The 21,154-nt window shown below is 47.5% G+C and carries 19 protein-coding genes and 2 pseudogenes; 6 read left to right on the top strand and 15 right to left on the bottom strand.

Going from position 1 to position 21,154, the window contains the following annotated elements:
* Positions 1-2: 2 nt before the first annotated feature.
* Positions 3-1,208, bottom strand: coding sequence for an exodeoxyribonuclease VII large subunit (gene xseA / locus DXA13_RS03365; protein ID WP_118241928.1), 1,206 nt, complete (start codon positions 1,206-1,208; stop codon positions 3-5).
* Between the two features lies 1 nt (position 1,209).
* Positions 1,210-1,653, bottom strand: a complete 444-nt coding sequence (nusB, locus tag DXA13_RS03370; RefSeq protein ID WP_118241929.1) for a transcription antitermination factor NusB — start codon at positions 1,651-1,653, stop codon at positions 1,210-1,212.
* Positions 1,654-2,010: 357 nt separating this feature from the next.
* Here nusB and DXA13_RS03375 point away from each other — a divergent pair.
* The 6 genes and pseudogenes from DXA13_RS03375 to DXA13_RS22725 all read left to right on the top strand — a co-directional run bounded on the left by DXA13_RS03375 (position 2,011) and on the right by DXA13_RS22725 (position 8,469).
* Positions 2,011-3,472 (top strand): annotated as a pseudogene (locus tag DXA13_RS03375) (carbon starvation CstA family protein).
* Between the two features lie 271 nt (positions 3,473-3,743).
* Entirely contained in the window at positions 3,744-4,481 is a 738-nt protein-coding gene (locus DXA13_RS03380) for an ATPase P (protein WP_347559672.1), read from the top strand.
* Between the two features lie 104 nt (positions 4,482-4,585).
* Positions 4,586-4,750, top strand: a complete 165-nt coding sequence (locus DXA13_RS22715) for a hypothetical protein (protein ID WP_347559673.1) — start codon at positions 4,586-4,588, stop codon at positions 4,748-4,750.
* Between the two features lie 207 nt (positions 4,751-4,957).
* The gene (locus tag DXA13_RS03385; protein ID WP_118241930.1) at positions 4,958-6,976 is read left to right on the top strand and encodes a thioredoxin domain-containing protein; all 2,019 of its coding nucleotides are present in this window, start codon (positions 4,958-4,960) and stop codon (positions 6,974-6,976) included.
* A gap of 15 nt (positions 6,977-6,991) precedes the next feature.
* The gene (locus DXA13_RS22720; protein WP_347559674.1) at positions 6,992-7,555 is read left to right on the top strand and encodes an FAD-dependent oxidoreductase; all 564 of its coding nucleotides are present in this window, start codon (positions 6,992-6,994) and stop codon (positions 7,553-7,555) included.
* A 2-nt stretch (positions 7,556-7,557) separates the two neighbouring features.
* Positions 7,558-8,469 (top strand): FAD-dependent oxidoreductase, encoded by a 912-nt coding sequence (locus tag DXA13_RS22725; protein ID WP_347559675.1) that lies wholly within the window; start codon positions 7,558-7,560, stop codon positions 8,467-8,469.
* 135 nt (positions 8,470-8,604) lie between these two features.
* Here DXA13_RS22725 and DXA13_RS03395 read toward each other — a convergent pair whose 3' ends face one another.
* The 13 genes and pseudogenes from DXA13_RS03395 to DXA13_RS03450 all read right to left on the bottom strand — a co-directional run bounded on the left by DXA13_RS03395 (position 8,605) and on the right by DXA13_RS03450 (position 21,062).
* Entirely contained in the window at positions 8,605-8,991 is a 387-nt protein-coding gene (locus DXA13_RS03395; protein ID WP_118241931.1) for an Asp23/Gls24 family envelope stress response protein, read from the bottom strand.
* 457 nt (positions 8,992-9,448) lie between these two features.
* A complete protein-coding gene (locus DXA13_RS03400) occupies positions 9,449-11,812 on the bottom strand; it encodes a ribonucleoside triphosphate reductase (RefSeq protein ID WP_118241932.1) in 2,364 nt (787 codons plus the stop codon).
* A gap of 128 nt (positions 11,813-11,940) precedes the next feature.
* Entirely contained in the window at positions 11,941-13,257 is a 1,317-nt protein-coding gene (hflX, locus tag DXA13_RS03405) for a GTPase HflX (protein WP_118241994.1), read from the bottom strand.
* A 37-nt stretch (positions 13,258-13,294) separates the two neighbouring features.
* Positions 13,295-14,080, bottom strand: a complete 786-nt coding sequence (locus tag DXA13_RS03410; RefSeq protein WP_118241933.1) for a tetratricopeptide repeat protein — start codon at positions 14,078-14,080, stop codon at positions 13,295-13,297.
* 40 nt (positions 14,081-14,120) lie between these two features.
* A complete protein-coding gene (locus DXA13_RS03415; protein WP_118241934.1) occupies positions 14,121-14,636 on the bottom strand; it encodes a deoxyuridine 5'-triphosphate nucleotidohydrolase in 516 nt (171 codons plus the stop codon).
* A 26-nt stretch (positions 14,637-14,662) separates the two neighbouring features.
* Positions 14,663-14,809 (bottom strand): 4Fe-4S cluster-binding domain-containing protein, encoded by a 147-nt coding sequence (locus DXA13_RS22730; protein WP_347559676.1) that lies wholly within the window; start codon positions 14,807-14,809, stop codon positions 14,663-14,665.
* Complete coding sequence (locus DXA13_RS03420; protein WP_347559677.1) at positions 14,806-15,153, bottom strand: 4Fe-4S cluster-binding domain-containing protein; 348 nt, start codon at positions 15,151-15,153, stop codon at positions 14,806-14,808. Before DXA13_RS03420 ends, DXA13_RS22730 begins: the two co-directional genes overlap by 4 nt.
* A 19-nt stretch (positions 15,154-15,172) precedes the next feature.
* Positions 15,173-17,304 (bottom strand): annotated as a pseudogene (nrdD, locus tag DXA13_RS03425) (anaerobic ribonucleoside-triphosphate reductase).
* Positions 17,291-18,259, bottom strand: coding sequence for an SMC-Scp complex subunit ScpB (scpB, locus tag DXA13_RS03430; RefSeq protein WP_243008947.1), 969 nt, complete (start codon positions 18,257-18,259; stop codon positions 17,291-17,293). Before scpB ends, nrdD begins: the two are co-directional and overlap by 14 nt.
* 61 nt (positions 18,260-18,320) lie before the next feature.
* A complete protein-coding gene (locus DXA13_RS03435) occupies positions 18,321-19,118 on the bottom strand; it encodes a segregation/condensation protein A (RefSeq protein ID WP_118241996.1) in 798 nt (265 codons plus the stop codon).
* A 155-nt stretch (positions 19,119-19,273) separates the two neighbouring features.
* A complete protein-coding gene (locus tag DXA13_RS03440; RefSeq protein ID WP_118241935.1) occupies positions 19,274-20,134 on the bottom strand; it encodes a metallophosphoesterase in 861 nt (286 codons plus the stop codon).
* Between the two features lie 47 nt (positions 20,135-20,181).
* On the bottom strand, positions 20,182-20,367 hold the full coding sequence (locus DXA13_RS03445) for a hypothetical protein (RefSeq protein WP_118241936.1): 186 nt from the start codon (positions 20,365-20,367) through the stop codon (positions 20,182-20,184).
* A 164-nt stretch (positions 20,368-20,531) separates the two neighbouring features.
* Positions 20,532-21,062 carry a GNAT family N-acetyltransferase gene (locus DXA13_RS03450; RefSeq protein ID WP_181995512.1) on the bottom strand — a complete coding sequence of 177 codons (531 nt, stop codon included), beginning with the start codon at positions 21,060-21,062 and terminating at the stop codon, positions 20,532-20,534.
* Positions 21,063-21,154: the final 92 nt, after the last annotated feature.

Below are 21,154 nucleotides of genomic sequence, written 5' to 3' on the forward strand. Positions count from 1 at the left end.
GGCTATAAATCCTCTCTCACAATCTCTTCCGCCCGCCCTGTAATCCTGCCGTCCGCCAGCTGAACACGGAACGTATCGCCTTTTTTAAGCCTGTCCACCGAATCAAGTGCGCGGCCGTCCTGATCCGTAACAAATCCGTATCCTTTTGCAATTCTTTTTACAGGAGACAGACCTTCCAGCCTTTCTGAAAGCAGGCTCAGTCTGTGTCTGCTCCGCTCGGCCTTCCGTTCCATCAGCGCTCTCATCCTGTCTTCGAGATCAGCCAGTCTCTGCTGCTTTTCGTTGAGCCTTCGCCCCGGATGGTACATCTGCATGCGCAGTTCAAGCTGATGAAGCTGAAATTTTTTTCTTTCTGCCACCCTGCCGATTCCTCTCATCAGACGGCGCTGATACATTTCCAGTTCGCCTTCAAACGCATAGTAATCGAAAACAGCCAGCTCCGCAGCGGCAGAAGGCGTCGGAGCCCTCATATCTGCTACGTAATCGGCAATCGTCACGTCCGTTTCATGGCCTACTGCGGAAATTACAGGAGTTTGGCAGTTAAAAATGGCTTTTGCCACGATCTCTTCGTTGAAAGCCCAAAGGTCCTCGATGGAACCGCCTCCCCGGCCGACGATCAGCACGTCCAGTTTCAATGCATCAAGTGCCTGAATTCCTTTCACAATGCTGTATTTTGCGCTTTCTCCCTGCACAAGGGCCGGATATAAAACCAGCTGGACATAGGGATTTCTTCGCTTTGCAATATTCATGATATCCCGGATGGCTGCGCCTGTAGCAGCCGTCACAATTCCGACTGTCTTCGCATACTTTGGGATCGGCTGCTTGTATTCAGCCGAAAACATCCCCATCTCTTCCAGCTCATTCCTCAGCTTCTCGAATCTGCGGAACAGGTCCCCTGTCCCGTCCAGAGTGATTTCTTTTGCATAAAGCTGATATCTTCCGTCTCTTTCATATACATCAACCGTACCGGAGACAACTACCTGCTGGCCTTCCCGCATCTGAAATGCCAGTCCCTTTCTCTGTCCCGCAAACATCACGCAGGCCAGAGTTCCTCCGCCGTCCTTCAGCGTAAAATAAATATGACCTGATGTATGATACTTGCAGTTTGATACTTCGCCTTTTACGGAAATTCTGTTCAGTGCAAAATCTTGTACGAACAAGTTGCGGATGTACGCATTCACCTGGGATACTGAATATATGCTCGCCATACTACACCAGCTTTGCCAGGACTCCGTTAATAAAGGAAGGAGAATCCTTGCCTCCAAATTTCTTTGCCAACTCCACCGCCTCGTTAATGGCTACCTTTTCCGGTATATCTTCATCGTATTTCATTTCATACACAGCCAGGCGCAGAATTGTAAGCTCCGCCTTTCCCATACGTTTAGTGCTCCATCCCTGGGCGGCATCATTAATCTTTCCGTCGATTTCCGGTATTCTATCCATAATGGCTTCTGCGCGCTTCGTGAGATACTCCCTGTCTTCATCCTTCAATTCCACGAGATGAAGGATTTCAATCTCTCCCTTTGGACCGATCTCATCCTCCTGGGGAGCCTCAAAATATTCCGTCAGCTGGCTCTCTGCTTCTTCCCTGCTATAAAAATCTGCACAGAACAGCATCTTAAAACAATGTTCACGCAGTTCCCTTCTTGTCATGTCTCTTCCTCCTGGTATTGTCTCTTTATCATCTGCCACTCTGGATTTATGGCATACTACACTAGTTTCTAATTATAACGTAAACCGGTAATTTCTACAATACTAAACAGCAGGAAAAAATCCAGCTCATATTTTGTTCAGTTTTTAACGAACTTGTCCGCCGTATTTTTTTAACTTTCTCGTTTTTTTGGTAATAATTATTAAATTTTAATGATATATCTAAAATTTTGATAAAATTTAGTAAAATTTTCTCTTGTATTCTCCCTCAACAAGTGTTATTTTTAACACAAACAAAGCAGCTCGTTGCGGGAGTACTTTGTAATTAAACTTCTTTAAAAAAGAAGAGGAGGGAATTTTATGATTAGCTTTTTTATTTGCCTGTTTCTTTTAATCGGAGGGTATTTCGTCTATGGTAAACTGGTAGACAACACCTTTGCGCCGGATGACAGGGAAACTCCGGCTGTCAGAATCAACGACGGGATCGACTATGTTGTTATGCCTCAGTGGAAGCTGTTTCTCGTTCAGCTTCTGAATATCGCCGGTCTGGGACCGATTTTCGGTGCTCTTCAGGGCGCTCTGTGGGGACCGATCGTATTCCTCTGGATCACCTTCGGAACGATTTTCGCAGGCGGCGTACATGATTACTTTTCCGGTATGCTGAGTGCGCGTAATGACGGCGCTTCCATATCAGAAATAGCTGGTATTTATCTGGGCCACTTCATGAAAAATGTTATGCGTGTATTCAGCGTTGTCCTGCTCGTCATGGTAGGAACCGTTTTCGCAGTAGGACCTGCAGGCCTGATCGTTACCCTGTGCAGCAATAACGGTGTAACTGGACTGCTTGTCAATCCAAAATTCTGGGTAGCAGTTATCCTGATTTACTATTTTATCGCTACATTCGTGTCCATCGATAAGATTATTGGTAAGATTTATCCTGTCTTCGGCGTCTGCCTGATCATCATGGCTGTCGGCGTAGGTATAGGAATTTTCACGAAATCAGAATACGTCATACCTGAAATCTGGACCAACTTCACCAACATGCATCCGGCTGCAACACCGATCTGGAGCACCATGTTCATCACCGTAGCCTGCGGCGCAATCTCCGGATTCCACGCAACACAGAGCCCGCTGATGGCACGCTGCATGAAGAGTGAACGCCAGGGTCATTTCGTATTCTACGGCGCAATGGTATGCGAAGGCATTATCGCACTGATCTGGCTGCTGCCGGCTGCTCCCTGTACGCTGTTACCGGCGGCCTGAATACAGGACTTCAGGAAGCACTTGCCAACGGACAGTCTGCTGCAATCTACGACGTATGTGCAAAGACTATGGGCGGTATCGGTATTGCACTTGCAATGCTGGGTGTTATCGCATGTCCGATTACATCCGGAGATACAGCATTCCGAAGCGCACGTCTCGTTCTTGCCGACTGGTTCGGTATCGAGCAGAAAGGCTTCCAGAAACGTCTTTACCTCTGTGTGCCGCTTCTTGGCGCAGGCGCTGTAATCAGCCAGCTTGACTACTCCATCGTATGGCGTTATTTCAGCTGGACGAACCAGACTCTGGCTATGATCGTACTCTGGGCAGCCAGCATGTATCTGTTCTATGAAAAGAAGAATTACTGGATCACCGCCGTTCCTGCAACATTCATGAGCGCCGTTTCCATGACATATTTCTTCTTTGCCAAGGAATGCCTGAACATGGGCACAGCCGTTGCATATCCTGCAGGCTTATCATAGCAGCAATATTCCTCGGTTTCTTCCTCTACACCATCAAAAAGCGTGATGTAAAGCCAAATTACGGAACTGCTAAGAAATAAATCTGCACCTGTTTTGGACGGCTGGAATAATGACCGCAGGTCATGCCAGAAGATACATCGTTCTGAATAGTTGATGATCTACATAAGACACCATTCCCCGCAACGGAAAGTGGCACCAGGAAGAGGGGGGCAAAAGTAAAACCAGACTCGTCCTCGATATCAGATTTCATTCCCAGGCACACGCCAGGTCATTAATCTGGTCCGAGACTGTTCTTTTACCTATTTGCCCCTCTCTTCTTCTATTATTAATGATTACAGGGAGGAATACGATATGATTTTTAAGCCAAGACAGCTGGGCGCCGGCAGCCTGCCAGATAACGAACTGGTACAGGACAAAAAAGCATGCAGGAAATTCGGCCCCTGCGGTGTGGGAAAAAAGGCCCTGTACCTGAACAGTTTTTACATCGACCGGCAGTACTATATCCCCATACCATCCGTTACCCGCGTATTCAAACGGGTTGCCATGAGTAAGGGAGGGTTTACAGGAAAAGGTATATTTGCCTCGATTCCTTATCTCGTCGTAGAATACGACAATGGAAAAGAAAAGCAGTGCAATTTTAAATATGAACAAAACGTGGACCTCATGCTCGCCTGTCTTCAGAAAGAGCATCCGGAGTTGAAATTTGTCAGCGCTTCCGTAGAAAAGCGCCTGGCTGAAAAGGAAGCCGAACGAGCTGCACGTCCTGTAGCTGTCATTTCCAATCAGGCCCAAAAGGAAGCGAAACGGCTGGAACTGGCACTGGATTATCTGAACAGGCAGCCGGAACTGGCTGTGAATTTAAGTGCAGCCGCGAAGGCAAAGCGGGTTAACGAACGGACGAATCCGGCATACAAATGGACTGCCCTGGCTATTACGCTTTTGGGTCTGGCCGCTCTCGCATACGGTATATGGTCTTTCGTGCACAAATCCGGCTACAGTTTTTATTTCACCCTGTTCGGCCTGGCTGCCATCTTTCTCTTTTCCGGCGCAAACGTCCTTCCGACAGCCGCAATAACAAAAAAGCGGTAGCGAAACGGCTGGAGGATGCCCGCAGTCAAACCGCTTCTTACATTGAGAAGTACCCTGATTTTCCGGTTCCCGCACGCTATGCACATCCTGTCGTCCTGCTCCGCATGATCCGGGCCATAAGGGATGGGAAAGCAGAAACTTCTGAAGCCGCTTTAGAGGCCGTTAAAGACGAACTGAAGGCTCTGAACTCCAGCGTACAGGTAGAACAGGAAGAATATGATGAAGTAGTCGCAGTAAAGCCTTTGTTTCTCGTTGCGGACTATCAATGATTTTCCGCCGCCGTGTTATTACCCCCTGTTCAAAATCATTTTTTAAATCTCAGCTTAAGCCTTTGGCATGAAAAATGCCGGGGCTTTTTTCGTTTAATATTCGGGTAATCAGCAAAGACTATACTGAACGGCTATACGTACAGGAACGGTTCAGAAAAACAGGACTTCTGTCTATTCTTTACAGAAACGAAAAAGCGAGGTTTGAAAATGGCAAATCACCTAATAAATGAAAAATCACCATATCTATTGCAGCATGCAAAAAATCCGGTGGATTGGTATCCCTGGTCGGATGAAGCTTTTGAAAAGGCGGCTGCCGAGGATAAACCAGTGTTTTTGAGCATTGGATATTCCACCTGCCACTGGTGCCATGTTATGGCCCATGAATCCTTTGAGGATCATGAAATCGCACATCTCTTAAATACCCGTTTTGTTCCGGTAAAGGTTGACCGCGAGGAACGGCCGGAGGTCGATCTGGTATATATGTCTGTCTGCCAGGCCATGACCGGTCAGGGCGGCTGGCCGCTCACAATCATCATGACTCCGTCAAAAAAGCCCTTTTTTGCCGGAACCTATTTACCGGCCAGGTCACGGTATCATATGACGGGCCTGCAGGAGCTTCTGGTCAGGACAGCCGAGCTATGGAGCAGCAACCGGAAACAGCTTCTCCAGTTCAGTGAAGATTTACTGTCTTCTCTGAAGCAAAAGCGGCCGGTTTCCAGTCAGGCAGAAGTCTCCTGGGATATGGCGGAACGTGGTTATGAAGAACTGAATTCCATATTTGACAGAAATTACTGCGGTTTCGGCAGAGCGCCCAAATTTCCAGTTCCTCATAACCTTCTGTTCCTGCTTATGTTTTACGAACGGCGCGGGAATCATCAGGCACTTGCCATGGCGGAGAAAACACTAGTCTCCATGGCACGCGGCGGAATTCATGACCAGATCGGAGGCGGTTTTTCCCGTTATTCCACAGATGACCAATGGCTGGTACCCCATTTTGAAAAGATGCTCTATGACAACGCCCTGCTTGTACTCGCCTATCTCGAAGGTTACCGGCTTACAAACCGTTCTTATTATAAGGAAACGGTTCAAAAAATTTTATCCTATATCGCCAGGGAACTGACGGGAGAAGAAGGCGGATTTTACTGTGGGCAGGATGCCGACAGCGAAGGCGTCGAGGGGAAATATTACGTTTTTACAAAAAAAGAAATCAGCCGGGTACTCGATCATGATGACGACAGCTCCATGTTCTGCCGTCGGTTTAGTATCACAAAGCAAGGGAACTTTGAGGGAAAAAACATTCCGAATCTCATTCATACTCCTGAATACGAACAGTCAGACCGCCGTATGGACCGGCTCTGCAGCATAGTATATGAATACCGTTTAAAACGCACTCCTCTTCATACGGATGATAAAATACTGACATCCTGGAACTCCATGATGATCATGGCCTTCGCAAAAAGCGGATTTCTTCTGGACTGCACCTTTTACGAGGATATGGCAAAGCATGCGCAGGAGTTTACGGAACGCCGTCTCACCGACAAACACGGCCGGCTCCTTGTGAGATACCGCGGCGGAGAGAGTGCATTTCTGGGCAACCTCGACGACTATGCATATAATTGCCTGGCGCTGCTGACACTGTACGAAGTCACACTAAGTGTAAATTATCTGGAAATGGCGGTTCGCAGGGCAGAGCAGATGGTGGATTTATTCTGGGATCATGAACAGTCCGGTTTTTTCTTCTATGGAAACGATGCGCAGGAATTGATCGAACGGCCAAAGGAAATCTATGACGGAGCCGTTCCGTCCGGTAATTCCGCCGCTGCCCATGTCCTTCTGTCACTGGCGGGCCTTACCGCGCAGGAAAGCTGGCGGCAGCTGTCAGAACGGCAGTTGGATTTCCTTGCCTCCGGTGCAGTTAACGCTCCCTCAGCACACTGCTTTTCACTAATGGCATTTATGAGGGCTATGGATGAAAATCGTGAGCTGATCTGTGTTTCCTCTTCTAACGAGGTTCCAGTTGAACTGAGCGCCTATTTAAAAAAGCAGGCCGCTCACTCTGTATTTGTCCTCTTTAAATGTCCTGCGAATGAAATAAACCTCAGCCGGATCGCACCGTTTACAAGGGATTATGCAATTCCTGAAAGCGGCGTACGTTACTACTTGTGTAAAAATCATGCATGCGGCATTCCTTTTTCCAGCCTCGCTGAAAAAATGGAATTTCTTTGAGAATGGAGCGTAAAAATGGAATCTATTCGGAACGATCATACATTTCAAGAAAAATCAATTTGGAGTAAAACCGTGGATATTCCTCCCCGAAAGCCTTTAGCCGGCAGCCTCACCGTAGAGGCAGCCGTCATCGGTGCCGGAATGGCTGGAATTTTGACTGCTTTTTTTCTGAAGCAGCAGGGGATCGACGTTGTCATATTAGAAGCGGACAGGATTGCCGGAGGGCAGACAAAAAATACCACTGCCAAAATCACAAGCCAGCACGGGATGATCTATCAAAAACTGATTAAAAAAATCGGACCCAAAAACGCAAGACTGTATGCCTGCGCAAATGAAGCCGCTGTCCACGCATATGAGAAACTGATTGAAAAAGAGAACATTGACTGTCATTTCGAAAAACTGCCTTCTTATCTTTATACAACGGACGAAAACAGGGCAAAAGAGCTGGAACAGGAAACTCATGCAGCGTCTTCTCTGGGAATATCCGCTCATTTTACAAAAGTAAATGATCTTCCCTTTGAAACTGCTGCTGCCGTCCGTTTGATAATCAGGCACAGTTTCATCCACTGGAATTCGTAAAAGTGCTGTCGGAAAAACTGACCATCTACGAAAAAACAAAGGTTCTGAAAGTAAAAAAGCATGTGGTATATACAAATCGCGGAACTATAACCGCGGACCATATCATTTTTACCTCTCACTATCCTTTTATCAATATTCCTGGTTTTTACTTTGCCCGGCAGCATCAGGAACGCAGCTATGTTCTCGGAATCTTTGGTACAAAAAAACTGCCTGGCATGTATTACAGCATAGATCAAGGGGGATTTTCCTTCCGTTGGATCGGCCAGATGCTTCTTCTGGGAGGCGGTTCTCACCGAACCGGAAAAAGCAGAACCGGTTCGGAGTATGAAATGCTTGCAAAGGCGGCAGATAAGTATTATCCTGGCTGCGAAATCCGTACGCGATGGTCTGCCCAGGACTGCATTCCTCACGACAGTCTGCCTTTTATCGGGAAATACTCCAATTTCAGGCCTTACTGGTATATAGCCACAGGTTTTAAAAAATGGGGTATGACATCTTCCATGCTGTCAGCAATGATAATAAAGGACCAGATCTGTGGGAAGAAAAATCCGTATGAATCCTTATTCCGCCCTCAGAGATGGTTTTTCCGGGCGTCAATAAAGGCTATGCTTGTAGATATAGGAGAAAGTATAAAGGGACTTGCAAAAGGAAGTTTCCACCTGCCCTTTAAGGCAGAACAACTTCCTGCAGGACATGGCGGTATTGTTAGAATTGGATTCCGGCGGTATGCCTGTTATAAGGACAAATCGGGCACACTTCACAAAATCTCCGCCAGGTGTCCGCATTTGGGGTGTGAGCTGGAATGGAATCCGGCTGAAAACAGCTGGGACTGCCCATGCCACGGTTCCCGTTTTGATTATGATGGGAATTTGATTGATAATCCTGCCCAGACAAGAACCGCATTTGTAAAATAGCAGGATTTCTGGAAATATAAAACGCCCCCGATACCGAATTTCGTTGCATGGCAGCCGCCAAGTCACTCCATCCGGTATCGAGGGCAATACTCTTTATACGCCTTTGATTTTTATTTCATTGCCGTATATATCGGCCTATGCTTCTGTGTTCAAATCCACGCCTGCTACCTTCAGATTCACATCCAGAACAGTCAGTCCTGTCATATTTTCAATAGCTGTCTTTACACGCTCCTGAACCTTCTCACTTACTGCCGGAATATTATAGCCGAACTTGATATTCAGTGACAGTTCTACGGAAACATGCTCTTCCGTTACATCAACCTTTACCCCTTTGGACAGGTTCTTCATTCCCAGCCTGCTCACCAGCTCGTTCGTAATATTTCCCGCCATGGAAGCAACGCCTTCAACCTCTGTAGCTGCCAGCCCTGCAATAATTGCAACAACCTCATCTGCAATCTGTACTTCACCGATCTTTTCCTTCGTATATACCTGATGAGTATCCCGTTTCTCTGCTTCTGCCACTTCAATCTCCTCCTGTCTGCCCAAACTTAAAATCGCTTCTATGTGGTCATTATCATGCCCGCTCCGCGGCTATGGCCTCCGGCCCATCCTATGCGCCCGGCTTTCTGCGGTGAACGCAGAAACCGGTATGCGCTGGTATAATGACCACTTCTATGTGGTCATTATACCAAAAACATTCTGGTTTGGAAAGGGTTCGTATTTTATTTTGGGGTATTTTTTATTTTGCAATCGTTGGGGCGGTCTGAAGATGTTGCAAACGTTAAAACCGCATTGCAACTGATACCAGATTCCATTCCAGGCAGCAGCTAGGTCACTTCATCTGGTATCAGTTGTAACGCTTTACTCCTTTTGTAACATTCTTCATCCGATATCATCCGATGTGAAAACAGGTGGGGAAACGACCTTATAAGCAAGCTTAAAGCCCGGTTCCCCACCTGTTTTACCGCCCTCTGGACTATTACTTTAATTCTTCTGAATATTTTTTGATATTGGAAGCATTTACAAACTTCTGGATCTTGCCGTCTTTGATCAGTACCAGCGTCGGTGCCTGCATAACGCCGAATTTACTGGAAAGCTCCGGATTTTCTTCTGCATCAATATCTTCGTAAGTCACGCCTTTTAAAAACTGCTTTGCGATCTTGCAGTTCGGGCATGTCTTCGTAGTAAACAGGTACGCGCCCGCTGGCGTTTTGGCAGCGGCTGTCTCTACAGCTTCCCTGATCTTTTCCGTACCGCCCTCTTTCTTCAAACTGGAATGGATGATATCATACGTTTTTCTGCTCTTATATTCCGCAGACTTTCCTTCGTTCCAGTTCTTGACCGGACGGTAATATCCCGTAATTCTGCTGTAGACCTCTGCTTCTTTCCCGCATACAGGACATGTAAAATGCTCTCCTGACAGGTATCCGTGTTCCTTACAGATGGAATAAGTAGGTGAAATCGTGTAGTAAGGCAGTTTGTAATTATCTGCAATCGTGCGCACCAGCTTCGCAGCAGCCACCCAGTCAGGCAGCTTTTCTCCCAGGAACGCATGGAATACGGTTCCGGAGGTATATAAGGTCTGAAGGTCGTCCTGAACGTCAAGAGCATCGAAGACATCCGCCGTATATCCGACCGGCAGGTGGGAACTGTTGGTATAATACGGAGTCCCTCCTTCAGAAGCCGTTTTGATGTCCGGATAGTGCTTCACGTCATGCTTTGCAAGGCGGTACGCAGTAGATTCCGCCGGCGTCGCTTCCAGATTATAAAGATCGCCGTATTCCATCTGATAATCGGAAAGGCGCTCCCTCATGTGATTCAGCACATTCTTCGTAAATTCCTGTGTCTCCGGGCTGGTCATGTCTTTTCCGATCCACCTTGCATTCAGGCCTGCTTCGTTCATTCCCACAAGACCGATAGTGGAGAAATGATTCTCGAATGTGCCCAGGTAACGCTTTGTATATGGATAAAGTCCTCCGTTCAGAAGCTTTGTGATCACTTCGCGCTTTACTTTGAGGGAACGGGCGGAGATGTCCATCATACGGTCCAGACGATCGTAGAACTCCTTTTCGTTCCTGGAAAGATAAGCGATTCTCGGCATATTAATGGTGACAACGCCGATGGAACCGGTGCTCTCTCCTGATCCGAAGAATCCTCCCGTCTTCTTTCTCAGCTCGCGCAGATCCAAGCGGAGGCGGCAGCACATGCTTCTGACGTCGCTGGGCTTCATATCACTGTTGATGTAATTGGAGAAATAAGGTGTGCCGTACTTGGCAGTCATTTCAAATAAAAGGCGGTTGTTGTCCGTATCGGACCAGTCAAAATCCTTTGTAATAGAGTAGGTCGGAATCGGGTACTGGAATCCCCTGCCATTGGCATCGCCTTCGATCATCGTCTCGATGAATGCGCGGTTCACCATATCCATCTCCGCTTTGCAGTCTTTGTACTTGAAGTCAACTTCTTTCCCGCCTACAATGGCGTTCATCTCAGCCATATCATCCGGTACCGTCCAGTCCAGCGTAATGTTGGAAAACGGAGCCTGTGTACCCCAGCGGCTCGGCGTATTCACGCCGTATATAAAGGACTCAATGCACTTCTTCACTTCCGGATAGGAAAGGTTGTCTGCTTTTACAAATGGGGCCAGGTATGTATCAAATGATGAAAATGCCTGAGCGCCTGCCCATTCGTTCTGCATGATTCCCAGGAAGTTGACCATCTGGTTGCAGAGCACCGACAGATGCTTTGCCGGAGATGAAGTGATTTTTCCGGGAATTCCTCCCAGCCCTTCCATAAGAAGCTGCTTCAGGGACCAGCCTGCACAGTATCCTGTAAGCATGGACAGATCATGAAGATGAATATCTGCGTTTCTGTGCGCCTCTGCAATCTCTGTATCGTATATTTCAGACAGCCAGTAATTGGCGGTAACTGCGCCGGAGTTGCTCAGAATAAGTCCGCCGACCGAATATGTAACGGTGGAATTCTCTTTCACTCTCCAGTCTTCTACCTTTACGTAGCTGTTGACAACATCCTTATAATCCAGGATGGTATTTTTCATATTTCGGATTCTTTCTCTCTGTTTGCGGTAAAGAATGTATGCTTTCGCAACTTCCGTATATCCCGCCTGCTCCAGAACGTGCTCAACGCTGTCCTGAATTTCTTCTACGGAAATGCACCCCTCTTCCATTTTATCCTGAAAATCTGCCGTTACTCTCAAAGACAGCAGCTCCAGTATCTCATTATTATATTCCCTGCCCGTTGCCTTAAAGGCCTTTTTAATCGCTTCCGTAATCTTATTCAGACTAAAATCTGCTACCTCGCCGTCACGCTTAATAACACTTATCATATTAGAACCCCTTTCTCCTTGTGTACCCCTTCTAAGGTACTGATGCCGTAGTACCCATTATAGCAGAAGCAAAACAAAAACACAATATCTAGTTGAATTTTTGTTCTATCCCCAGATATTGTGTTTTATTACCATGTCTTATAAAGATATAATTGTTTGCAAACTTGTTTTATCGCCGCGCAATTCGTTTGCCTATGAAGCATAATACTGCCGTAAACCTCCGCAGGAACATAGGCTTTTACCAAGATTCCCGCCTCTGTATATTCTTCTGACAGCAGTTCTCCATACTTGCGAATTAACTGAATCTTTCCTGCTTCCTGATAGGTATAAACCTGTTCCAGATAGACCTTTCTGTTCCTTAAAAGCTTTTCTAAAAGATCAATCAGTTCATCGATGCCCTGCCCTGTCTTCGCCGAAATTTTCACCTGGTAGTCGGAAGAGAAGTCTCTCAAAATCACGTCTTCTCCCGCCCTGTCTATTTTATTAAAAACAGTAACCACTTCCTTATCCTGCACTTCCAGCTGTTTCAATGTGTCGTAAACGACGTACATCTGCATGTCCATCTGAGGATTGGAACAATCCACCACATGCAGGATAATATCCGCATATTTTGCTTCTTCCAGCGTGCTCTTAAACGCCTCAATCAGATGGTGGGGCAGCTTGCGTATAAAGCCTACCGTATCCGTAAGGAGAATTTCCTGTCCGCTCGGCAGCTTCAGATTTCTCGTCGTCGGATCCAGTGTTGCAAACAGCTTATCTTCTGCCAGGATACCTGCATCCGTCAGCCTGTTTAAGAGGGTAGACTTTCCTGCGTTGGTATAACCTACAATAGAAGCCACCGTCACATGGTTTCTGCTTCTTTTCTGGCGCGCCGTTTCCCTGTGTCGCTTGACATCCTCCAATTCGGCTTTCAGCTGGCCGATTCTGTCATGAATGCGCCGTCTGTCCACCTCCAGCTTCGTCTCACCAGGGCCTCTCGTACCGATACCGCCTCCCAGACGGGAAAGGGAATTTCTCAGTCCTACGAGCCTTGCGGACCTGTATCTGAGCTGTGCCAGCTCTACCTGTATTTTTCCTTCTTTTGTGGTTGCCCTCTTTGCAAAGATATCCAGAATCACCATGGTTCTGTCCATCACCTTAGCCTCCAGGGCGTTCTCCAGATTGCGCAGCTGGGCGGGCGAAAGCTCATCATCGCAGACGATCCCTGTTGCTCCCAGTTCCTGGATTCTCTCCCGTACTTCTTCAATTTTCCCCTTGCCAAGGTATGTCCCGGGATGCACGCTTTCCCTGTTCTGAATAACTTTTTCCAGCGTTACGGCTCCGGCCGTTTCTACCAGTTCTTCCAGCTCGTCGAGCGATGCTTCCGTATCGTCCCCATCCTTCGTGCTCACACCGACCAGAATCACCCGCTCTTCAATCTCTTTTATTTCTAACGTTTCCGCCATATGGCTCCTGTTTTTCATCCTGCTCTTTACGAATCTTTTATCTGGTGCGCAGAAAGGCAATTTCTTTTTCCACGCCTTCATCCGGTCCGTAATTTTTCTGATAATCTTCAAATATCTGGAGCGCCCTTTTATAGTCGCCTGTATATTCATACGAAACGGCCTGGTTATACAGTAAGTCCTGCTTGATCTTTTCGTCGCCTGTCCGAATTCCCTCTTCCAGAAATCTCAGCGCTTCTTCATACCTGCCGTCAGCCATACGCGCCATGGCCAGCGTGTTGTAGACCTCCACCGATTCCTTTCCGATTCCTTCTTCCAGCGCCTTCTCGTACAGCTCTGTAGCTTTTTCCGGCTGTCCTGCCGCTTCACACACGCGCCCGACTGCAATCAGTGCTCCGCTCCGCCCTGTTACGTTCCTGTCCATCTGCCTGTCCATATCAGCCGCCGCCTGATAGTCCGCAACAGCCTCGTCCACCTTGCCCGCTCCCGCTCTCGCCATGCTTCTGGCATAGAGATACTCCGGACCCGGACCTTCCTGGTCCACCTGAATCAGAACATCCCATGTATGGGCCGCCGCTTCGTAATCGCCTGCCTTATACTCTGCCTCTCCCCGGTATTTCAGAATATCCAGCTCCATTTTTCCGACCCTTCCGTCCGCCTCTTTCAGCGCCAGGTCGAAGGTGGAAATCGCTCCTTCATAATTGCCGGCATTCAGCTGTTCGATCGCCGTCATTCTGAGCTCCGTCTCTTCCTTCCGGCTCCCGCAGGCCGAAAGCGCTACAGCCGCCAGTACGGCCGCCAAAAATACTTTACTTCCCCTTTTCATGAAACACACTCCCGTCTCTTCCCCTGCCGATTCAGAACGTTTACTTCTTTGTCGTACTGCCGAAGCCTCCGTTTCTCACCGCATCCGCCTCGTCATCTTCCGTAATGCCGTATTCCAGGAATATTCCCTGTGCAAATCCTGTGCCTGCAGACAGTTCCACGATTTTTCCTTCCTTACTGTCGTTCGTCATCTTAACCTGGATGTGCCCTTCATTGTCGGAATTGTAATAATCACTGTCGATGATTCCTACCGTATTGTTGAGCTGAAGGCGGAACTTGAAGCCCAGGCCGCTTCTGGGATAAATTTTCAGCACCCATCCCTCTTCCATACGGGCCCGGATACCCGTGGGGATTTTAATTCCTTCCTGCGGTTTCAGAGAAAATGCAGCCGGCGTGTAAAAGTCGTAACCGGCCGACCCTGACGTGGCTCTGGAAGGCATCTGAATGCCGTCATAGATTCTCTCTATCTCGTCTTCGGTAACTCCGGGAAATGTGTCTTCCCAGTCCTTTTTAAACTGGCCGAAGCTTACTTTCTCAAACTTTGCAATTCTTCTCATCTCTATTTTCCCTCTTTCTGTCCTTCTCATTCTTCGTAAATAACGATTTTTCCTTCATGAACCGTCTTCGGCACATCGATTACCCGCTGGTTGGAACTTCCCTTCCAGTGAAGCCTTGCGTCCTTCAGTTCTTCCACAAATCTGCCGTCTACTACCACATCTGCTTTTTTCACACAGCTGAGATTCTCGATTTCCTCCCACAAATAACCGGTATATACCAGACGGTTTTAGACGGATACCTCTGCTTGATCTCTTCGATCAGCTCTCCGATCTCTTTCCTGTTGTCCGGATGGAGCGGATCGCCTCCGCTCATGGTAATTCCTGAAATATATGGTTTCTCCAGTTCATCGAATATTTCCTTCTTCGCGGCCTCGTCAAAAGGTATGCCGCCGCAGACGTCCCATGTAATCGGATTGTGACAGCCTTTGCAACCGTGCAGACAGCCTGCCACCCAGAGAACGACCCGCAGTCCGTCTCCGTTAAGCATATCGTCTTTCGTAATATTATGATAACGCATTTTTCATCAAAGTCCTTCCCTACATGCTTTTTCTCTCAGCAATCTCTGCCATCTTGGCTTCGTTGAGCCTTGTATCGCCCTTAACCCTGGAATAGCTGAGATAACCGTTCATCCTGTCAATCTTCGTCAGATTTCTGCTGCCGCATTTCGGGCAGACGTCCATATCCAGCTCCTGATGGCCGCAGTCGTCACAATAAGACAGGGACAGATTGACTCCTTCATAAAATCCCATCTCCATGGCGCGGCGTACCAGTGTTTTAACTGCCTCTGTATTATAATTAATCGGATACTTCACGTACTGGATCTTTCCTCCGTTGGAAAGCTCCCAGAACCTGTATTCCAGATCCTGCTTCTGAATCGGCGTAATATCTTCAGTTACGTGGCAGTGGAAACCGTTGCTCACGTATTCTCTGTCTGATACATTTTCTATAATACCATACTTTTTACGGAACTGCTTTACCTGAAGACCGCATAAATTTTCTGCCGGGGTCGCGTAAATAGCATACAGATTCCCGTCCGCCTTTTTAAATTCTTCTACCTTTTTATTGATATGTTCCAGCGTTTCAAGGGCGAACTGGCCGTCCTCCACAAGCGATTTTCCATTGTAAAGCCTCTGCAGCTCGTTGAATGCCGTAATACCGAATGAGGCGGTAGCCGTCTTAAGCAGCGGCTTAATCTTATCGTGAAGCCCAAGATTTCCTCCGTAAAATCCGCCTTCGCAGTAGGCCAGCGGGTTGGTAGACGCCCTCATTTCCCCTAAGTACGCATATGTACGGACATGGATACGCCGGATCAGTTCCAGATAATAATCCAGCACGTCAAAGAAATCCCGGCTCTCCTGCCTCGCCCTGGCAAGAATCATCGGAAGGTGAAGGCTTACTACGCCGATATTGAATCGTCCTACAAACACCGGCTCGTCCTTGTCATCCGCCGGATTCATTCCGCCTTTTACATACCACGGAGAAAGAAAGGCTCTGCAGCCCATAGGCGAAATGATCTTTCCATATTTTTTGTACATGCTGGAAATATATCCTTTTCCCGTAAGCGACAGCCAATCTGGATACATAGTATTTCTGGAGCATTCAATTCCTGCTTCAAATACATCTTCCAGTTCCTTTCCCGGTCCATGCAGATTTTCATCATACAGAAATACAATTTTCGGAAACAGAACCGGTTTTTTATGGCCGGATTTCCCCTCGCCGTCCCTGCGTACCTTCAGCATGGTAATGGTAGCCATCTTTGCAAAACGGCTCGTTCCCGTACCGGCGGTCATTGTGATAAACGGATAGTCCCCGCGGCTGGAGGAGACGGAATTGAACTTATATTCCCATCCCTGAAATCCCTGCTCCATATCTCTCTGCACATCCGCCATGCTACTTCCTCAGATTTTTCTTTGGAAAGGCCCAGATCCATATATTTCTCTGTATACTTCGCATATGATTTTTCAGCGTAGGGAGCCAGAATTTCTTCCACGCTCGGTACGGTAAAGCCTCCATACTGCTGGCTGGCGGCGCTTAAAACGATGTCACCGATTACGTCAAAGGCTACATCCAGCGTCTTCGGCTCATTGTACCACAGATTTCCCATTTCAAATCCGCCTGTCAGAACATTTTTCACATCAAACAGACAGCAGTTCATCGTGTCGCGCCTTGCCGACATATCATGAATATAAAGGTATCCGTCGCGGCATGCCTGCAGCTCCTCAACCGTCATAAAGAATTTCTGGTAAAGAGATTTGTTCAGCTCGTTAAAGATCAAACTGCGTTTTGTAGAAACAAGAGCGCTGTCCGTATTGCTGTTTTCCTTATCGCCAATATACATGATGGACTGGCTCTTTTTATAGACATCGTCCAGCATGCGTACGAAATCCTGTTTATAATTGCGGTAATCCCGGTAGCTCTTTGCCACCTGGGGATTCACCCGTTCCAATGCACCTTCCACCAGATTGTGCATCTGGGCGATCTGAATCTCACCCGCCTGCAGCTCTTCCGCCTTTTCCTCTACGAACTGGCAGATAAATGTAAGCTCTGCCTGGGAAAAGCGGATCATCGCACGTTCTGCCGATTTATTCACTGCCACTACGACTTTATTAATATTAAAGTCCTCTCTTGTACCGTCTTTCTTTACAACTTTTATTTCAACGCATTTCATCTTCATTCCTCCTGTCATCTGTTATGATGTCGTCTGTTATGGTGTCGTCTGTACTGCTGTCTTCTATCATGATGTCTTCTGCTGCCGCAGCCTCTTTTAATGCCTGATTTTCTTTTTCTTCTGATGTATACTGAAGCTCCTCTTCTGCCTCCTGGCGGAATTCCTCCACCTGCTCCGGATCAGGCTCCGGAAGATCGGTTACAGAGCCGACTCCGAACCTCCGCAGGAATTCTTCCGTCGTAGCGAACAGGGCCGGCCGGCCCGGGGCATCCAATCGGCCTGCTTCATAAACCAGGTTGTATTCAATTAGCCTGTTCACCGCATGATCGGATTTCACACCCCTGATCTTTTCGATCTCTGCCTTTGTAACCGGCTGTTTATATGCAATAATGGAAAGCGTTTCCAGCATTACGTCTGTCAGTACCTGCTTTTTCGGCGCCGCCGCCACCCGGATCAGGTTTTCATAAAATCGGGCGCGTGTGCACATCTGCACGCTGTCTTCCAGTTCTATGATCTGCATGCCGCGCTTCTCATCGTCATACCGCCTTTTCAGCTGCTGTACAACGGCCCACGCCGTCTTCATGTCCTGCCCAATCGCTGCTGCCAGATGCTTAAGCGATACCGATGTTCCCATGGTGAAAAGGACGGCTTCGAGGACAGCTTCCCATTCCTCCTCCGGATAATCTGCGGGCGGCAGTTCATCCATAACAGAAATCCCTTTCCTGGCCGCGGACTCGTTTTCAACTGCCGCCTCATTTTCAGCCGCAGATTCTTCTTCGGCCGCCGTCTCTCCTTTAGCCGTAAACGCCTCTCCGTCAGCAGCTTTTTCTTTGACTGCCGTTTCTTCCTTCAGCTGGTTCAGCGCCTCTTTTTCCAGTTCTTCTTCCATGGATTCATGGCGGGCCATGACCTCTTCCATATTAAATTCATCTTCGTCCTCGTACCACTCGCCCATATTGCTTCTCCCATTCTAAATCCCTCAAAACACTGCGTTTTGCCACTGGCCATGTCTGCCGTCACAGACTGAAATCATCAAGTCCTTCCAGGTCCAGCTCGCCTTCTTCGCCTTCCGGTTCCAGCGTTTCGATGTACATATCATCAAATATATTCTCCTGCGTCAGGTGAATCTTACCTATTTTCATCAGTTCCAGCACAGCCAGAAATGTCACTACCACTTCCAGCTTGTCCGTCTGCTTCTCTAAAAGGCCGCGGAAGCTGAATGTCCTGTTCCTTCTGGCGTAAGACATTACAGAAGTAATCTTGTCCTCCAGACTTACCGGCTCTTTCTTAATCGTGCCGAATCTGCTTCGCACCGGATCGATTTTCTCCTCCTGCCGTTTCATCACCGACTCAAAAATGCTCTGGAGTTTTGCCAGCGTCAGTCCTGAGAGCATCTCGTCCAGATTCACCGGAGGTTCATATCTGGCAACCTCCTTTGGTACGGTCGGCTTCTTATAAAAGACCCGGTCTGCATCAAACTGCCTGTCCTTCAGTTCCAGAGCCATATACTTATACATCTTATATTCCAGGAGCCTTGCGACCAGTTCCGCTCTTGGATCTTCCTCTTCGCCTTCCTCATTGACTTCAGCCGGAAGGAGCATCTTGGCCTTGATATCGATCAGAGTAGCCGCCATAACGAGGAATTCACTGACTATATTCAAGTCTTCTGAATCCATATGACTCACATATTCCAGATACTGCTCTGTTATCTCCGAGATCGGGATATCATAAATGTCCACCTTATTCTTTTCAATTAAATGGAGCAGCAGATCCAGCGGACCTTCAAAGTTCTCCAGTTTATAAGAAATCCCCATTTTTTCATTTCCTTTATTCATGCCAATGTATGTACGGCTTCATTTCCTCCTCTACAGAAAATGAAGGAGCATTGCCTGATTGGTCTCCCGGCAGCGCTCCTTCACAGTATAGCAAAGTTTCCCTTTTCTGTAAATACACAAATTATTATAAAATATCAAAATATAGTCTTGTTTTTCATTCTTACCACAACCACTTGTGGTTTGTTGTTAAATCGAATCCGTATGGAGTGGGTGCCCAGCCCACGGCTTACGATCATTTTTTTGCCCTCTTCTTCAAATTCTCCGGCGCATCTGGGGAAGAAAAACTGGAACTGAGGCGTCATAAGCCCACCCAGCCATGGAAGGCGGATCGTTCCGCCATGGAAATGGCCTGACAGCGTAAGGTCGGCTCCCCATTCCCTGCACGCCTGAAAATACATTGGAGAGTGGGCAAGCAGAATCTGAAACCGCTCTCTTTCCGCCGTTCCGATACGCCGTTTAATGTCTCCGGCCTTCAGAACATCATGAGAAAACTTCCTGTAATATTTCTCCGGCAGATCGATCCCTGCAACAGCGATGTCATCAAATGCCGCTGCATTGTCATCCGACAGATACACAACGCCAGCCTTCTTCAGTTCTCTCCTGTATGTTTCATACTGCCTTCCGTAGACGTCCGTTTCCCTTCTCATCCTCAGCTCATGATTTCCATTCCCATAGAATACAGGATATTTCTTCGCCAGCTGTTTTGTCAGTCTTTCCGCTATTTCCACACTCTGCTTTCCCTTGCAGACCATCATATCTCCGCCGATTAATATCAGATCAGGTTTCACTGCATCGATCGCTTCCAGGAGTTCTTCATTGTATGTACCGAATTCCTGATCGTGCAGATCGGAAAGGAACACGGCCGTCCTGTCCTTTTTTATCTTTGGAGAGCAGATTTCATACTCCTCTACGGAAAAATGACGTTTCTCATATTCTGAACGGAGCAGACCGCCGATTCCGCCCGCCGCTGCTGCTCCGATGATCCATTTCCACATAAATTACCCGCCTGTTTTAAAATATTCGTTATGGAACAACATCTTTTCTATGAAGCAAAAAATTCTGCCGCCGCCGCAAAAACACCTACGCCCATGACAACAAGACCGAGAATCTTTACTAATATTTCCGATTTTGCTCTCGGAAAGACCGCCTTGATTTTATCATATGGGCAGAATACCATAACTGCCCCTGCCGCGATTAACATAATATTCAGAATCATATCCGCAATCATTCTATCTCTCCTCTTCCGTATTTATTAAAAACTGATTACAAGTATACAGGATTCTCCTTCCGAGGACAAGGGGTTTCCCAGTAAACAGAGGCGGCCTACAGACCGTTTCACCCCGTTTCCCATTCCCTATCGGCTTTTACCACGTCTTGATCAGCCGGAAATCATCAAACTGCGTGATATTCAAAATTTAACTTCCCAAATGTTTTCTCATTTATCGTCAGAGCGCCTTTTTCAAAGCTTGTCTGAACCATTCCCGCTTTCTCCATGGCCCGCCTGGAACCAATATTTTCTTCTGCACACCAGGCCGTAACAACGGATATCCCCTCCTCTTCCGTCAAATAAACAATGACACGCCGTAATGCCTCGCTTGCAAATCCCTTCCCCCAGCTGCCGCGTACGATACTTATTCCAACCTCAATCCTGTCTTCGTTCTGTTTATAGTCATAAGCGCCAATTGTCCCTACCAGCTGACCTTCGAATTGAATGGCCCAGCCATAAAAACATGGATTGCTGTAGTTATCTATAAAATGACGGATTGTTTCCTGAGCCATTTCCTCTGTCTTGTACGGATTCCAACCAGAATACTCATACATTTCTTTGTCTCTGCCGAAACGCATGTGCAAGATCTGCCCATCCCCAGGTTCATGCCGCCTCAAAATCAGTCTTTCTGTTTCCATCTTAACCGTACCCTGCATATCTGGTACCTCCTCCTTCATAAACTTCCGGCTTGCCTCTTTGTTACTTACATTTTACCACAATTTCAGTAACCTTTGGAAAAAACGATAGA

This window comes from Clostridium sp. AM58-1XD (assembly GCF_003464085.1).
Lineage (GTDB): Bacteria > Bacillota > Clostridia > Lachnospirales > Lachnospiraceae > Lachnoclostridium_A.

Excerpts from the sequence above, each read along its gene's own strand:
- xseA (WP_118241928.1), bottom strand. The coding sequence starts at position 1,208 with ATGGCGAGCATATATTCAGTATCCCAGGTGAATGCGTACATCCGCAAC.
- nusB (WP_118241929.1), bottom strand. The coding sequence starts at position 1,653 with ATGACAAGAAGGGAACTGCGTGAACATTGTTTTAAGATGCTGTTCTGT.
- DXA13_RS03380 (WP_347559672.1), top strand. The coding sequence starts at position 3,744 with ATGATTTTTAAGCCAAGACAGCTGGGCGCCGGCAGCCTGCCAGATAAC.
- DXA13_RS22715 (WP_347559673.1), top strand. The coding sequence starts at position 4,586 with ATGATCCGGGCCATAAGGGATGGGAAAGCAGAAACTTCTGAAGCCGCT.
- DXA13_RS03385 (WP_118241930.1), top strand. The coding sequence starts at position 4,958 with ATGGCAAATCACCTAATAAATGAAAAATCACCATATCTATTGCAGCAT.
- DXA13_RS22720 (WP_347559674.1), top strand. The coding sequence starts at position 6,992 with ATGGAATCTATTCGGAACGATCATACATTTCAAGAAAAATCAATTTGG.
- DXA13_RS03400 (WP_118241932.1), bottom strand. The coding sequence starts at position 11,812 with ATGATAAGTGTTATTAAGCGTGACGGCGAGGTAGCAGATTTTAGTCTG.
- hflX (WP_118241994.1), bottom strand. The coding sequence starts at position 13,257 with ATGGCGGAAACGTTAGAAATAAAAGAGATTGAAGAGCGGGTGATTCTG.
- DXA13_RS03410 (WP_118241933.1), bottom strand. The coding sequence starts at position 14,080 with ATGAAAAGGGGAAGTAAAGTATTTTTGGCGGCCGTACTGGCGGCTGTA.
- DXA13_RS03415 (WP_118241934.1), bottom strand. The coding sequence starts at position 14,636 with ATGAGAAGAATTGCAAAGTTTGAGAAAGTAAGCTTCGGCCAGTTTAAA.
- DXA13_RS03420 (WP_347559677.1), bottom strand. The coding sequence starts at position 15,153 with ATGCGTTATCATAATATTACGAAAGACGATATGCTTAACGGAGACGGA.
- scpB (WP_243008947.1), bottom strand. The coding sequence starts at position 18,259 with ATGGGCGAGTGGTACGAGGACGAAGATGAATTTAATATGGAAGAGGTC.
- DXA13_RS03435 (WP_118241996.1), bottom strand. The coding sequence starts at position 19,118 with ATGGGGATTTCTTATAAACTGGAGAACTTTGAAGGTCCGCTGGATCTG.
- DXA13_RS03440 (WP_118241935.1), bottom strand. The coding sequence starts at position 20,134 with ATGTGGAAATGGATCATCGGAGCAGCAGCGGCGGGCGGAATCGGCGGT.
- DXA13_RS03445 (WP_118241936.1), bottom strand. The coding sequence starts at position 20,367 with ATGATTGCGGATATGATTCTGAATATTATGTTAATCGCGGCAGGGGCA.
- DXA13_RS03450 (WP_181995512.1), bottom strand. The coding sequence starts at position 21,062 with ATGCAGGGTACGGTTAAGATGGAAACAGAAAGACTGATTTTGAGGCGG.